Annotated in this window: 12 protein-coding genes; 7 read left to right on the top strand and 5 right to left on the bottom strand. The window is 69.2% G+C overall.

Annotation, left to right across the window (positions count from 1 at the left end):
- The first annotated feature begins 26 nt into the window (after positions 1 to 26).
- The 4 genes from ppc to EJP69_RS12630 all read left to right on the top strand — a co-directional run bounded on the left by ppc (position 27) and on the right by EJP69_RS12630 (position 5,369).
- Positions 27 to 2,870: a phosphoenolpyruvate carboxylase gene (gene ppc / locus EJP69_RS12645; protein WP_126470425.1), complete on the top strand. Its 2,844-nt coding sequence runs from the start codon at positions 27 to 29 to the stop codon at positions 2,868 to 2,870.
- 111 nt (positions 2,871 to 2,981) lie between these two features.
- The gene (locus EJP69_RS12640) at positions 2,982 to 3,383 is read left to right on the top strand and encodes a GFA family protein (RefSeq protein WP_126470423.1); all 402 of its coding nucleotides are present in this window, start codon (positions 2,982 to 2,984) and stop codon (positions 3,381 to 3,383) included.
- A complete protein-coding gene (locus EJP69_RS12635; RefSeq protein WP_126470421.1) occupies positions 3,380 to 3,925 on the top strand; it encodes a hypothetical protein in 546 nt (181 codons plus the stop codon). The genes EJP69_RS12640 and EJP69_RS12635 overlap by 4 nt, the downstream gene beginning before the upstream one ends.
- A gap of 193 nt (positions 3,926 to 4,118) precedes the next feature.
- Complete coding sequence (locus EJP69_RS12630; protein ID WP_093305684.1) at positions 4,119 to 5,369, top strand: MFS transporter; 1,251 nt, start codon at positions 4,119 to 4,121, stop codon at positions 5,367 to 5,369.
- A gap of 24 nt (positions 5,370 to 5,393) precedes the next feature.
- Here the strand turns inward: EJP69_RS12630 and EJP69_RS12625 are convergent, their stop codons facing one another.
- Positions 5,394 to 6,320: a LysR family transcriptional regulator gene (locus EJP69_RS12625; protein WP_126470420.1), complete on the bottom strand. Its 927-nt coding sequence runs from the start codon at positions 6,318 to 6,320 to the stop codon at positions 5,394 to 5,396.
- A 49-nt stretch (positions 6,321 to 6,369) separates the two neighbouring features.
- Between EJP69_RS12625 and EJP69_RS12620 the strand changes: the two genes are divergently transcribed.
- The 3 genes from EJP69_RS12620 (at position 6,370) to EJP69_RS12610 (ending at position 8,718) form a co-directional block, all read left to right on the top strand.
- Positions 6,370 to 6,903, top strand: coding sequence for a GNAT family N-acetyltransferase (locus EJP69_RS12620; RefSeq protein WP_206169318.1), 534 nt, complete (start codon positions 6,370 to 6,372; stop codon positions 6,901 to 6,903).
- An 11-nt stretch (positions 6,904 to 6,914) separates the two neighbouring features.
- Complete coding sequence (locus EJP69_RS12615; RefSeq protein WP_126470418.1) at positions 6,915 to 8,168, top strand: MFS transporter; 1,254 nt, start codon at positions 6,915 to 6,917, stop codon at positions 8,166 to 8,168.
- Positions 8,169 to 8,256: 88 nt separating this feature from the next.
- A complete protein-coding gene (locus tag EJP69_RS12610) occupies positions 8,257 to 8,718 on the top strand; it encodes a winged helix-turn-helix transcriptional regulator (protein WP_093205109.1) in 462 nt (153 codons plus the stop codon).
- A 22-nt stretch (positions 8,719 to 8,740) separates the two neighbouring features.
- On the opposite strand, the gene EJP69_RS12605 is transcribed toward EJP69_RS12610, so the two are convergent.
- From EJP69_RS12605 to EJP69_RS12590, 4 genes are all read right to left on the bottom strand, one after another.
- Entirely contained in the window at positions 8,741 to 10,099 is a 1,359-nt protein-coding gene (locus tag EJP69_RS12605; protein ID WP_240652127.1) for an OprD family outer membrane porin, read from the bottom strand.
- On the bottom strand, positions 10,096 to 11,277 hold the full coding sequence (locus EJP69_RS12600) for an acetyltransferase domain-containing protein (protein ID WP_126470416.1): 1,182 nt from the start codon (positions 11,275 to 11,277) through the stop codon (positions 10,096 to 10,098). Before EJP69_RS12600 ends, EJP69_RS12605 begins: the two co-directional genes overlap by 4 nt.
- A gap of 106 nt (positions 11,278 to 11,383) precedes the next feature.
- The gene (locus EJP69_RS12595) at positions 11,384 to 12,649 is read right to left on the bottom strand and encodes an AI-2E family transporter (protein WP_126470414.1); all 1,266 of its coding nucleotides are present in this window, start codon (positions 12,647 to 12,649) and stop codon (positions 11,384 to 11,386) included.
- Positions 12,646 to 13,392 carry a LytR/AlgR family response regulator transcription factor gene (locus tag EJP69_RS12590; RefSeq protein WP_093205117.1) on the bottom strand — a complete coding sequence of 249 codons (747 nt, stop codon included), beginning with the start codon at positions 13,390 to 13,392 and terminating at the stop codon, positions 12,646 to 12,648. The genes EJP69_RS12595 and EJP69_RS12590 overlap by 4 nt, the downstream gene beginning before the upstream one ends.
- Between the last annotated feature and the right edge of the window lie 156 nt (positions 13,393 to 13,548).

The raw sequence follows: 13,548 nt of genomic DNA, 5'->3' as shown, positions 1-13,548 counted from the left end.
TTCAAGAAGTCCAGGACAAACATCGAATGAAAGCCAGCAAGACACCTGCTCCGCCCAAGCGCCGTCAGGCCGAAGACCAGCCTCTGATCGAAGACATCCGGCTGTTGGGCCGGATCCTCGGCGACGTGATCCGCGAGCAGGAGGGAGACGAGACTTACGCACTGGTCGAGAAGATCCGCACCCTGTCCGTGGCTTTCCGCCGCGATGCGGACCACGCGGCCGACCGGGCGCTGAAGAACCTGCTCAAGGGCCTGAGCGCAGTGGAGACGGTGCGCGTCATCCGTGCCTTCACCTACTTCAGCCACCTGGCCAATCTTGCCGAAGACCGCCACCAGATCCGCCGCCGCACCGAAACCGAGCGCGCCGGCGAAAGCGTGGAAGGCGACCTGCAGACCGCGCTCGCGCGCATCCGCAAGGCCGGCGTGAAGCCCGACGACATCGTCTCTTCGCTGGCCCACAGCTATGTTTCGCCGGTGCTCACCGCGCACCCGACCGAGGTGCAGCGCAAGAGCATCCTCGATGCCGAGCGCGCCATCGCGCAGCTGCTCACCGTGCGCGACGAGATCCGGCTGCGCCAGAGCGCCTACGCGGGCGGCAAGGACACGCTCACCCCGCTCGAGTTCGCCGAGAACGAAACGCAGATGCGCATCCGCGTCACGCAGATCTGGCAGACGCGCATCCTGCGCTTCTCCAAGCTCACCGTGGCCGACGAAATCGAGAACGCGCTGAGCTACTACGAAGCCACCTTCCTGCGCGAGATCCCGCGCGTGTACGCCGACCTCGAGAAGGCGCTGGCGCAAGGCGGCCAGGCGCCGTCGGTCGCGCCCTTCCTGCGCATGGGCCAGTGGATCGGCGGCGACCGCGACGGCAACCCCAACGTGACGGCCCAGACGCTCGAATACGCCCTGAGCCGCCAGTGCGAACTGGCGCTGCGCCACTACCTCACCGAGGTGCACTACCTGGGCGGCGAACTGTCGCTCTCGGCCACGCTGGTCGACGTGTCGGTCGAGATGCAGGCGCTGGCCGAGCGCTCGCCCGACACCAACGAGCACCGCAAGGACGAGCCCTATCGCCGCGCCCTCACCGGCGTGTACGCGCGTCTTGCCGCAACGCTGCGCGAGCTCACCGGAGGCGAGGCCGCGCGCCACGCCGTCGCGCCGCAGAACCCGTACGCCAACGCCGAGGAGTTCCTGGCGGACCTGCGCACGGTGGCCGAGTCGCTCGAGGAAAAGCACGGCAGCGTGCTCGCCGCGCCGCGCCTCTTGCCGCTGATTCGTGCGGTGGAGGTGTTCGGCTTCCATCTGGCCACGGTCGACCTGCGCCAGAGTTCCGACAAGCACGAGGCCGTCATCGCCGAGCTGCTGGCTACCGCGCGCATCGAGCCCTCGTATGCATCGCTGGCCGAAGAGGCCAAGCAGACGCTGCTGCTGAGGCTGCTCGACGACGCCCGCCCGCTGCGCGTGCCCGACGCCGACTACTCGCCGCTCGCGAAGAGCGAGCTGGCCATCTTCGCCGCCGCACGCACCGCGCGTGCGCGCTATGGCGCGGCGGCCATCCGCCACTACATCATCAGCCACACCGAGACGGTGAGCGACCTGCTCGAAGCCCTGCTGCTGCAGAAGGAGGTGGGCCTGCTGCGCGGCGCGATGGACAGCAACGCCACCTGCGACCTGATCGTGGTGCCGCTGTTCGAAACCATCGAAGACCTGCGCAACGCCGCACCCATCGTGCGCGCCTTCTATGCGCTGCCGAACATCCAGGCGCTCATCGAGCGTTCGGGTGCCGAGCAGGACGTGATGCTCGGCTACTCCGACAGCAACAAGGACGGCGGCATCTTCACCAGCAACTGGGAGCTGTACCGCGCGGGCATCGCGCTGGTGTCGCTTTTCGACGAGCTGAACAAGAAGAAGGCCAAGCCGATCCGCCTGCGCATGTTCCACGGCCGCGGCGGCACGGTGGGCCGCGGCGGCGGTCCGAGCTACCAGGCCATCCTGGCGCAGCCGCCGGGCACGGTGCGCGGGCAGATCCGACTGACCGAACAGGGCGAAGTCATCGGCTCGAAGTACGCCAACCGCGAGATCGGCCGGCGCAACCTCGAGACGCTGGTGGCCGCCACGCTGGAGGCCACGCTGCTGCCGCAGGGCAAGTCGGCGCCCGCCAATTTCCTCTCGGCCGCGAGCGAGCTGTCGGCCGCGAGCATGGCGGCGTACCGCAAGCTGGTCTACGAGACACCGGGCTTCGGCGACTACTTCTTCGGCTCCACGCCGATCCGCGAGATCGCCGAGCTCAACATCGGCTCGCGCCCCGCCTCGCGCAACCCCAGCCACAAGATCGACGACCTGCGCGCGGTGCCGTGGAGCTTCAGCTGGGGCCAGTGCCGCCTCACCATTCCGGGCTGGTTCGGCTTCGGCTCGGGCGTGGAGCAGTTCCTGGCCGCCGCCGGCAATGCCGCGGGCAAGAAGGAACGGCAGGCGCTGCTGCAGCGCATGTACGCGCAGTGGCCCTTCTTCCGCACGCTGCTGTCGAACATGGACATGGTGCTGGCCAAGAGCGACCTCGCGCTGGCTTCGCGCTACGCCGAGCTGGTCACCGACCGCAAGCTGCGCCAGAAGGTGTTCTCGATGATCGATGCCGAATGGCACCGCACCTCGGACGCGCTCTCGCTCATCACCGGCGCGAAGCAGCGGCTCGAGGGCAATGCCGAGATGCAGCGCTCGGTGCGCCACCGCTTCCCGTACATCGACCCGCTGCACCACCTGCAGGTCGAGCTGATGCGGCGCTACCGTGCGGGCGACGGTGGCGAGCGGCTGCAGCGCGGCATCCACATCTCGATCAACGGGGTGGCGGCGGGGCTGCGCAACACCGGCTGACGACGCACCGCACGGCGATGTGAAGACGGGCCCTGAACGGGCCCGTCCTTTCTTGCGGCGGGCATAGACTCGCAGCCCCGCTCACCCATCGCGAACGAAAAAGGAAAAGCCATGAAAGGCTCCTGCCTCTGCGGCACCGTCCGGTACGAAGCCGCGCGCCTCGCCGGCCCCGTCATCCACTGCCATTGCAAGACCTGCCGCAAGGCGCACAGCGCGGCCTTCACGACGACCGCGCGCGCCGACCGTGCCGACTTCCGCTGGACCGCCGGCGAGGAAGCCATCGGCTCCTTCGAGTCGACGCCCGGCAAGCTGCGCCACTTCTGCACCCGCTGCGGCACGCACCTCGTGGCCGAATGGGTGGCGCAGCCGCAGGTGATCCTGCGCCTGGGCTCGCTCGACGACGACCCGGGCCAGCGCCCCACGACGCACATCTGGACCTCGCACGAAGTGCCATGGCTCGACCACGCCACGGCCATCCCCTCGTTCCCCGAAGCGCCGCCGCCGAAGGCATGAGCACCACGAAGATCCAGTCCAGGCGCAGGCTCATCGTGGCTGTGCTGCTGTGCGTGGCCGTCGGCGGCGCGGTCGTGCGGCACTACGCGGCACCCGGCTCGACCACGCGCGACATCGCCACGCTGCTGATGGTGCTGTGGGTGCCGATCATCGGCAACGTCATCGCATGGCTCATCGGCAAGCGGCCGCGCCAGGCTCCTCCGCCGGCACCGCCGGGCTTCGACGACCTGGGCGCCTTCACGCCCAGCGTGCTCGCCGAGATCACCTTCCGCAAGCCGGCCCTGCCCTCGCAGGACATTCCGGTTACGCCGGGCGAGTACCGCTGCGCGCTGGTGCTCGACAAGGAAGGTTTCTCGGCGCGCTGGGTCGTGCCGCCGGGCGATGCGCTGGAGCGCGGCAAGCCCGCCACGCTGGAGATCGAGTTCCTGTCGCCTGCCGTCGCGCTGCCGCGCTTTCCGGTCGGTGAATCCTTTCGTGTGCTGATCGGCGATTCGTTCGTCGCCGACGGGCGGATATTGCAGCCGCGACCGGCACCGCAATAAGGGGGCGATAAGGGGCGCGATGGGAGGCGCGCTGATGGCGATGGCCATCAAAACGGCCGATTGTTCGCCCCAGGGAAACTGACTACTGCTCCCCGGTCTCTTTGTCACGGAGGCGACGGCTCGCACACTTCGATGCCTCTTCAACGGCATCGGTGCGCGTCGCCTCCGGTGCTTCCAAGGACCGTTTCCCATCATGATGAATTCCCCAAGCAGCAACCCGTGCATCGACGACCTCGGCGCACCGGTGCAGGCCTCCGCGCCGGCGCCTGCGTCCCGCTCCGCATGGCTCGCCGTCGGCTCCATCGCCGTCGGCACCTTCGCGATGGTCTCGACCGAGTTCATGCCCATCGGCCTTCTCACCGACATCGCGCGCGGCCTCAACGTGTCCGACGGCACGGCCGGCCTGATGGTCACCATGCCCGGCGTGCTGGCCGCGTTCGCGGGCCCGGCACTCATCGTGGCCTCGGGCAAGCTCGACCGCCGCACCGTGCTGATCGCGCTCACCACGCTGCTGATCGCTTCGAACCTGCTGGCGGCCTTCGCGCCCAACTTCGCCACCATGCTGGTGGCCCGACTGCTGCTCGGCCTGTGCGTGGGCGGTTTCTGGACCTTCGCGCCCGCTGCCGCCACGCAGCTGGTGCCGCATGCCTCGCAGGCGCGCGCCATGTCGATCGTGCTGGCCGGCGTGTCGGCCGCCACGGTGCTCGGCGTGCCGGCCGGCTCCTTCCTGGGCACGCTGTTCGGCTGGCGCGCATCGTTCGCCGTGACGGGCGCACTCGCCGCCGCGGTGCTGGTGGTGCAGCTGTGGTTGCTGCCCGCGATCCCGCCGGTGCGCGCCATCGGCGCCCGCGACCTGCTCACGCCGCTCACGCGCCGCATGGCGCAGGTCGGCCTGCTCGCGGTGCTGTTCTTCATCGCCGGCCACTTCGCGGCCTACACCTACCTGAAGCCGCTGCTGCAGCAGGTGTTCGGCCTCGCGCCCAACTCGGTCTCGACGCTGCTGCTGGTCTACGGCGCCGTGGGCTTCATCGGCACCTTCCTCGGCGGCAGCCTGGTGGCTCGCAGCGTGCGCGCCACCACCCTGCTGGCAGCGCTGATGCTCGCCACCGCCCTGCTGCTGACGACGGTGATCGGCTCCGGCTTCGTGCCCGGCGCGGTGGTCGTCGTGATCTGGGGCGTGGCCTTCGGCCTGATCCCGGTGGCGCTCACCGGCTGGATGATGGAAGCCGTGCCCGACGCGCCCGAGGCCGGACAGGCCCTGCTGGTGAGCGGCTTCCAGGTGGCGATCGCCTCCGGCGCGCTGATCGGCGGCGTGACGGTCGACAACTTCGGCATCTCCAGCGCGATGGTGCTCAGCGGCGTGCTGGTGCTAATCGCGGCGCTGATCGTCGGCACGCTGGGCCGCGCACGCGGTGGTGCAGCGCTCGCTGCGGTTCCGGAATAACGCGGAGCTACCGGTTCAGTCATCTCATCGGCTGCCGGGCTTCTTCCCGGCAGCCACGATCGCATCGAGCACCACGCGCAAGGCCTTGTTGACGGGCTTGTCCCGCCGGATCACGACGGCCAGCGTGCGGTGCATGCGGGGATTCAGCCGGCTTGTCTTCAGCTCGGGATGGGCGCCCCGCCCCACCATCGACATGCCCGGCACGATGGCATAGCCCAGCCCCGCGGCCACCATCTCCTTCATCGCCTCGACGCTGCCCAGCTCCATCACGGGCTGCGGATGCAGTCCCTCTGCGGCGAACCAGCGGTCGACCAGCTTGCGCGTGTTGGCCGCGGGCTCGAACAACACCAGCGGCAGCGCGCCCAGGTCGGCCGGCGTCACCCTGGCCTTCAGCGGTTCGAGGTCCGTCCGCCCGATGGCCACGAACTCGTCGTCGAGCACCGGCATCACCGTCAGCGAACGCCCGGCCGCCGGGAGCGTGACCAGCGCGAGGTCGAGGCTGTTCTCTTCCACCTTGCGCGCCTGGTCCTCGGTATTGCCGGTGCTGACCACCACGCCGAGTTCGGGAAAGCGCTCGCGCAGTCCGCGCAGCACGGCCGGCAGGAAATGCAGGCAGGCCGTCGCGCCCGTGCCCAGCCGCACGCGGCCCGCGACGCCGCTGGCGTGATCGGCGAGCGCGTCGATGGCGTTCTCCACCGCGGTCTCGATGCCCTGCGCGTGGCGCAGCAACTCCATGCCGGCTGGCGTGGCCTGCGCGCGCTTGCCGACGCGCTCGACGAGGCGCACCGACAGGCGGCGTTCGAGCTGGCGAATCTGCAGGCTCACGGCCGGCTGCGAGACGCCGAGCCTGTCGGCGGTGGCAGAGAAGCTGCCCGTTTCGATCACCAGCGCGAAGGACCTGAGTTGGTCGAGATTCAGCGATTTATCCAAAGTCTTCCTTATGCCTTGCATAGACAGGCCAAGCTTCACTTATCGATGGTGCATCGTCAAGATCGGGGCCATGTCATCGCATTCCCCTGCTCCGCTCGCTTCCGCCACGGTCGAGATCCTCGACGCCATGCCGCATCACATGGCCGCCGTGCAGTCCATCTACAGCCACTACGTGCTGCACGACCTGTGCTCCTTCGAGGAAGAAGTGCCTTCCGTCGACCAGATGCAGCAGCGCCGCGCCGACGCCATCGCGCGCGGCATGCCCTACCTCGTGGCGATGCTTGACGGCGAGGTCGCCGGCTATGCCTATGCCACCGCCTACCGCGCCCGCTCGGCCTACCGGCACTCGGTGGAAGACTCGGTCTACGTCGCGCAGGGCATGCACGGCCACGGCATCGGCAAGGCGCTGCTGGGCGAGGTGATCCGGCGCTGCACCGAAGCCGGATTCACCCAGATGGTCGCCTGCGTCGGCAACAGCGCGAACACGGGTTCGCTGCGGCTGCACGAGAGCCTGGGCTTCCGGCAGGTCGGCGTGCTGAGCGACATCGGCTTCAAGTTCGGGCGCTGGGTGGACACCGTGCTGATGCAGCGCGCCCTGCGCTGAGGCCCGTCGTCATGTCGGGCAACACCGCCGGCCCCGCGCGCGGCTGGCTGGCGCTGCTGTGCGCGAGCCGGCTGCTGCAGTCGATGATCGTCACCGCCTACTCCGGCGTGCTGCCGTTCGCGATGGCCGACTGGCACATGACGGCCGCGCAGGCCGGCTCGATCCAGAGCGCCTGGCACGTGGGCTACATGAGTTCGCTCTTCGCGGTGGGCCTGCTGGCCGACCGCTACGGGCCGCAGCGCATCTTCTTCGCGGGCAGCGCAGTGAGCGCTGCGGCGGCGCTCGCCTTCGCGCTCTTCGCACGCGACCATCTCTCGGCGATGCTGCTCTACGGCCTGGCCGGGCTGTGCGCGGGCGCCTCGTACACGCCGGGGCTGCAGCTGCTGGCGCACAACACCGAGCCCGCCGTACGCGGACGCGCGATGGGGCTCTTCATCGGGTCGTCGTCGATGGGCTATGCGCTCTCGCTCGCGGTGGTGGCGACTTTCAGCCATCTGCAGCACTGGCGGCTGGGCCTGCTGGTGGCGGCCGGCTGCACGGTGGCAGGCGCGCTGCTGACGATCCAGGCACTGCGGCGCATGCGGCCGCCCTCGCCTCCCGTGCCGGGCTCTGCGCGCGAAGGCACCTTGCACGCACTGGCCGCCACGGTGCGCGACAAGCCCGCCATGGCAGGCAACTGGGCCTACGCCTTCCACTGCTGGGAGCTGATGGCCCTGTGGGCATGGCTGCCGGCGTATCTGGTCGCCTCTTCGGGCACGGCGGCATCGTGGCAGGGTGCGGGCATCGCGCTGGCGGCGCTGGCGCATCTGGTCAGCGTGTTCGGCAGCATCGCGGGCGGCGCGGCTTCCGACAGGCTCGGCCGCGCGCGGGTGATGATGATCGCGACCGTCGCGAGCCTGTGCATGTCCTTCGCCTTCGGCTGGATGTGGAGCTGGCCGCTGTGGCTGCTGGCGGCGGCCGCCGCCGTCTACAACCTGCTGGCCATCGCGGATTCGTCGGTCTATTCGACCGCGCTGGCCGACGTGGTGGCGCCGCACCGGCTTGGCGTGGCCTTCTCGGTGCGCTCGGTGATGGGTTTCGGCGCGGGCGCGCTCAGCCCGTGGGTGTTCGGCCTCGCGCTGGACTGGGGGCAGATACGCTTCGGCCTCGGCAGCACGCACGCGTGGGTGGCGGCATGGAGCTCCGCCGGGCTGGGCGCGCTGCTCGGGCCGTTGATGATCGCGCGCTTCTCGCGGCTGCACCGTGCGCACATGGCGGCCCGCTGAGCGCACGCCCGGTCCAGGGTTTTAAAATAAAACTGACATCGGCAACCGCTGCCGAACCCACCCCGATCCGGAAAGAACACAGCCCCTCATGGCTCAACGAAAAAGCCTCAAGGCCGACACATGCCCCATGGCACGCGCGCTCGACATCGTCGGCGACCAGTGGTCGCTGCTCGTGATCCGCGATGCCTTCGACGGCATGAAGCGTTTTGGCGAGTTCCAGCAGAGCCTGGGCGTCGCCAAAAACATCCTGTCGGACCGGCTGAAGAACCTGGTGCAGGAAGGCGTGCTGGAGCTCGTGCCCGCCTCCGACGGATCGGCCTATCAGGAGTACGTGCTGACGGCCAAGGGCAAGGGGCTGTTCCCGGTGGTGGTGGGCCTGCGGCACTGGGGCGAGGCGCACCTGTACGCCAGGGGCGAGCCGCATTCGGTGCTGCTCGAGCGCGACAGCGGCAAGCCGGTGCCGAAGATCGAGCTGCGCACGCGCGACGGCAAGCAGCTCGACCCGGACGCGACCTTCGTGAAGAAGCTGCCAGCCAAGGCCGCGCGCTGACGAAGCCGCGCCGCCCGCCCCCTCAGTTGCCCAGCGGGTACTCCATGGCCACGCGGATCTGCCGCGCATTGAGTTCGGCCTGCGCCTTGTTGTTGCGGTGCTCGCCGTAGCGCAGCAGGAAGGCCAGCCCCTTCGCGCTGCCATGCCGGACCGTGTAGCGCAGCCAAAGGTCGCGCTCCCAGTGCCTGCCGTGCTCGCCGTAGCCCAGCCAGGCATAGCCTCCGCGCGCCGGCACGCGGCTGCCGTCGATGCCGCTGCCGCGGATGTAGGCAGCCCCCAGCGAGAGCCCCGGCACGCCCCAATGCGCGGCGTCGACCTCGTAGCGCAGTTGCCACGACTGCTCGTGCGGCGCGTTGAAGTCGGAAAGCTGCGCCGCATTGCCAAGCCAGACGGCGCCGCGCGTGACGTAGTCGAACGGGGTGTCGCCGGCCACCTTCTGCCAGCCGAGGCCGACGCGGTGCGGACCGTGGCTGTAGGTGCTCATCAGGCTGGCCGTGGTGTTGTCGACCGGTCCCGCCAGCGCGCGGCCCGTGTCCCTGCTGCGATAGAGCTGCAGGTCGAAGGAGAGCGCGCGCTTCTGCGCTTCGTGGAGCGGCACCGTGTAGTGGGCGCCCATGTAGCCGGTGCGCCAGGTGTCCTTCAGGCGGCCGAGATAGGCCGTGAGCGAGAGCGAGGGAGTGCTCTTCCAGGTTCCGCCGACGAAGTCGAACGCGTCGCCGCGAGGCGACTTCGGATCGAGGTAGTTCACGACCAGCGGGTTGTTCGTGCCGCGCGCGTTGCGGTCCGTCGAGCCGGTGAAGCGGCCGGCCTGCAGCGTGAGTCCGTCGAACTCGTTGCTGGTGACGAGCCAGCCGCGCATGGTCTCGGGCAGCAGGCGCGTGTCGGACGAACTGAAGATCGGCGTCTTCACGCGCTGCTCGCCCACTTTCAGCACGGTGGAGGAAACGCGCGCCTTCAGCGCGATGCCGCCGCGCGCGATGCCTTCCTGCGCGTAGCCGGCGGCATCCACCGGCAGCATGCGGATCTTGCCGACACGGAAATCGTCGCCGTCGAGGTTGCGCGCTAGCGAGACATGCGCGTCGGCGCCGAAACCGACCGGGCCCGGCGTGAACCCGGATTCGACCGTGCCCATGAGGCCGTAGCCCCATTCGCGCGCGTAGTCGCTGCGTTGTGCTCTCGGCAGCGTGGCATTGCGTCCGCCGTTGCTACGGTCGCCATGCAGATAGGTGCGGTTCTCGTAGACGCTGCGCTGGAGCAGGCTCCAGCGCGTGTCCTCGACGAAGCCGCCGGCCTCGCCCGCCATCGATGCGCCGCCCAGCATGGCCAAGGCCGCACCGAAGAACCGGCCCGCGGCCGGCACCCGAGTCTCGACGGCGCTCACAGGTACTTGAGCCAGGCGATGTCGCGGCGCCGCGCCTTCAGCGCCGCGAACGCGCGCACCGCGGGATACAGCGCGAAGGCCAGCACGATGGCCGCGAGCCACACGGCCCAGACGGCATCGAAGCCGAAGAACTTGCCCTGGTTGGCACCCCACACGGCCTCCGCGCCAAGGTAGAGGAACTTGAGCACGTAGAGGTGCAGCACGTAGAAGAACATCGGCGCCGCGCCGTACACGGCCAGCGGCGCGAGCCAGGCGGCTCCCTGCCTGCGCTCGAAGGCGCGCAACAGCAACAGGCCGACTCCCAGGGTCAGTGCAATGAAGAGCAGCGACGGCGGGTACTTGGTGATGTTGAGGAAGGACATCAGGGTGGCCAGGCCGCTGTCGCCGGCCGCCCACGGCCTGTCGCCGTAAAAGTTCGCGGCCCGCAGCAGCACGAAGCCGGCCAGCAGCGCCGGGCCCCAGGCGAGCAGCAGCCGCTGCCGCCGCGCCTCGTCGGCGCCCTGGCGGAACCACGGGCCGGCGGCATAGCCCAGCGCGATCACGCCGATCCACGGCAGCAACGGATAGGAGGTGCGCAGGCGCAGCGCGTCGGACACCTCGATCCAGCCCCTGTCGTGCAGCACGGCCCAGGGCACGTGCAGCACATGGCCTGCGGGAAAGTGCACGCCGTCGAGCAGGTTGTGCCCCGCCACGAGCACGACGCCCAGCGCGAACAGCGCCCTGCGCGGCAGCCAAACCAGCGCGGCCAGCGCCAGCATCGACAGGCCGATCACCCAGATCACCTGCAGGAACACCTTGGCGGGCGGGAACTGGAAGGTCCACGCGAAATTGATGACCGTGACTTCGAGCACGACCAGGAAGAGCCCCCGCTTCCACAGGAACGACGACGCGGCCGCCCGGCCGTCCGCATGCTTCGAGCCGTAGAGGAAGGCCGACAGCCCCGTGAGAAAGACGAACACCGGCGCGCACAGGTGAGCCAGCAGGCGGCTGAAGAAGAGCTCCGGCGGTGTCTCGGCCACCACCATCGGGTCGGGCACCTGACGGTGCAGGTAGAAGGTCTCGCGTACGTGGTCCAGCAGCATGAACAGGATCACGAGGCCGCGCAGCGCGTCGATGGAAAGCAGCCGGCCGCGTGAGTCTGCGCGAGGCGGCAAGGGAATGTTCGGGGATTCGGTCATACGGTTATTGAGAATCGAATCCCAATATCGTATCGACCGAAAAGACACCCTTTGTTAATGTCCTTGCCGATCCGAGCCCATGGCCAGGACCGGCGAGGCAGGCGCCCTACTCGCCCAGCAGTTCCCCGATCGGCTGCAGGTCTTCCACCCGGTCGCAGATCGACTTGATCACCATCGTGATCGGAATGCCCAGCAGCAGCCCCCAGATACCCCAGAGCCAGCCCCAGAAGATCACGCCCACGAACACCGCCACCGGGTTCATGCGGCTGGTGCGGCTGGTGAGCCAGGGCATCAGCAGGTTGCCCACTATCGTGTGAATGCCCAGCGAGATGCCGGCCACCACGATGCCCATCTGCAGGCTGTTGAACTGCAGGAAGGCCACCAGCCCCGCTGCCGCCAGCACGATCACCGAGCCGATGTAGGGAATGAGGTTGGTCACGGCCGCGATGATTCCCCAGACGGCCGCGTTCTCCATGCCGATGGCCCAGAACGCAAGGCCGGTCGTCACGCCGACGACGGCGCTCACCAGGATCTGCACCAGCAGGTAGCGCTCGATGTTGCGCGTGATGTCGTCGAGCACGTGCACCGTCACCTTCTTGCGCTGCAGGCTGGAGCCGGTGATCTTGATGAGCTTGCGCCTGAAGGTGTCGCCCGAGCACAGCGCGAAATACGTGAGGAAAGCCACCAGCGTGAGCTGCCCCATCGCGCTCAGCAGCCCGACGGTGCCGCTGAGCAGGTAGTCGCGCACGTTGAAGCTCGGACGCTCGATGATGACGCGCGCTACTCCCTTGCGCGATGCGACGCGGGCCGAGTTCTCCTCGGCCGCCTTCTCGAGCTGCGCCGCCGCCTGCTGCACGTTGTCCAGCGGCGTGGCGCTGGCGCCCTTGTCTCGGCGCATGGCCTGGCCCAGTTTCTGCGCGGCCACCGGCAGCGAATCGAGCAGCTGCGTGGCGCTGCCGGAGAGCGAATAGCCGGTCCACCCCAGGCCGCCGAACAGCCCAGAAAGAATCAGCGCCGCGCCGATCCAGCGCGGCAGCTTCCAGCGATGGAGCAGGTCCACCAGCGGCGACAGCGCATAGGTCAGCAGCAGGCTCAGCATCAGCGGGATGAAGACGGCCTGCCCCCATTGCAGCGCGAACACGCTGGCCAGCACCGCGAGCACCACCAGCGAGGCGCTGCGCACGTCGACGGGCATGTGCAGCAGCAGGCGCTCGCGCGTCGGCGCGGGCGGCTCCGGTTCGGGCTCGGGCGGCTCCTCGGGAACGGACGCCGGCGCGGGCTCGGATTCGGCCGCGACCGGATGCGGCTGCGGCTCCTCGGCCGCCTGCTCCGGCGGCGGGGCTTGAGTGGGCGCGGGCTTGTCGTCGCTCATCGCGATTCCTTCAGCACCTCGCGCACGGCCGCCAGCTGGCGGCGCGACACGGCCACCGGCTCGGGAATGGCGTCGAGCCGCAGGGCCCAGCCCTCGGCGTCCTCGCCGTCGTCGTATTTCTCCAGCGCGCGGATCGCCGAGCGCGCCACCAGCGCGTTGCGGTGCACGCGCAGGAAGCGGTGCGGATAGCGCTCCTCGAACTCGTTGAGCGAGCCGTCGAGGATGTGGCTGCGCGTGGCAGTGCGCACCGTGAGGTATTTGTATTCGGACTTGAGGTAGAGCACCTCCGACAGCGGCACCCGCTCGGCACGGCCCCGGTCCTGGATCAGCACCGTCTCGGGCACGGCCTCGGCCTGCAGCGCTCGGCGCTCCTTCAGGAAGCGTTCGGCCTTCTGCAGCGCCTGCTGCAGGCGCTCGGCGCGCACGGGCTTGGTGAGGTAGTCGACCGCTTCGAGGTCGAAGGCCGTTACCGCATGCGCCGCGTGCGCGGTCACGAACACCACGGCCGGGGCGTCGGAGCGGGCGCGCAGCTCGCGCGCCACCTCGATGCCGTCGATGCCGGGCATGTGCACGTCGAGCAGCACCAGGTCGAGCGCCAGCTTGCCCAGCTGCTGCAGCGCCTCGGCGCCCTGCGAGGCCTCGGCCACCACTTCGGCTGGGGGCGAGGTGCAATCGCGCAGCAGCGTGCGCATGCGGGAGCGCGCCAGGGCTTCGTCGTCAACGATGAGTGTCCTCAGGGTCATACGGGTTCTTTTTTCTCAACCGGAATTCAACTAACTCGGCATGCGCCTTTTCGGGGAACACCGCGGAACCGGCTTTGCCGGGCCGCAGGTGTTGCCCCCGGTAGGGGGAAGGCGCAGCGACACGAAGTGCGCGAAGCCTGGGGGCGAGCCTGGTCC

The organism is Variovorax gossypii (assembly GCF_003965815.1).
Classification (GTDB): Bacteria; Pseudomonadota; Gammaproteobacteria; order Burkholderiales; family Burkholderiaceae_C; genus Variovorax; species Variovorax gossypii.
This window is presented reverse-complemented; position numbering and strand designations above follow the sequence as displayed.

Excerpts from the sequence above, each read along its gene's own strand:
- ppc (WP_126470425.1), top strand. The coding sequence starts at position 27 with ATGAAAGCCAGCAAGACACCTGCTCCGCCCAAGCGCCGTCAGGCCGAA.
- EJP69_RS12640 (WP_126470423.1), top strand. The coding sequence starts at position 2,982 with ATGAAAGGCTCCTGCCTCTGCGGCACCGTCCGGTACGAAGCCGCGCGC.
- EJP69_RS12635 (WP_126470421.1), top strand. The coding sequence starts at position 3,380 with ATGAGCACCACGAAGATCCAGTCCAGGCGCAGGCTCATCGTGGCTGTG.
- EJP69_RS12630 (WP_093305684.1), top strand. The coding sequence starts at position 4,119 with ATGATGAATTCCCCAAGCAGCAACCCGTGCATCGACGACCTCGGCGCA.
- EJP69_RS12625 (WP_126470420.1), bottom strand. The coding sequence starts at position 6,320 with ATGCAAGGCATAAGGAAGACTTTGGATAAATCGCTGAATCTCGACCAA.
- EJP69_RS12620 (WP_206169318.1), top strand. The coding sequence starts at position 6,370 with ATGTCATCGCATTCCCCTGCTCCGCTCGCTTCCGCCACGGTCGAGATC.
- EJP69_RS12615 (WP_126470418.1), top strand. The coding sequence starts at position 6,915 with ATGTCGGGCAACACCGCCGGCCCCGCGCGCGGCTGGCTGGCGCTGCTG.
- EJP69_RS12610 (WP_093205109.1), top strand. The coding sequence starts at position 8,257 with ATGGCTCAACGAAAAAGCCTCAAGGCCGACACATGCCCCATGGCACGC.
- EJP69_RS12600 (WP_126470416.1), bottom strand. The coding sequence starts at position 11,277 with ATGACCGAATCCCCGAACATTCCCTTGCCGCCTCGCGCAGACTCACGC.
- EJP69_RS12595 (WP_126470414.1), bottom strand. The coding sequence starts at position 12,649 with ATGAGCGACGACAAGCCCGCGCCCACTCAAGCCCCGCCGCCGGAGCAG.
- EJP69_RS12590 (WP_093205117.1), bottom strand. The coding sequence starts at position 13,392 with ATGACCCTGAGGACACTCATCGTTGACGACGAAGCCCTGGCGCGCTCC.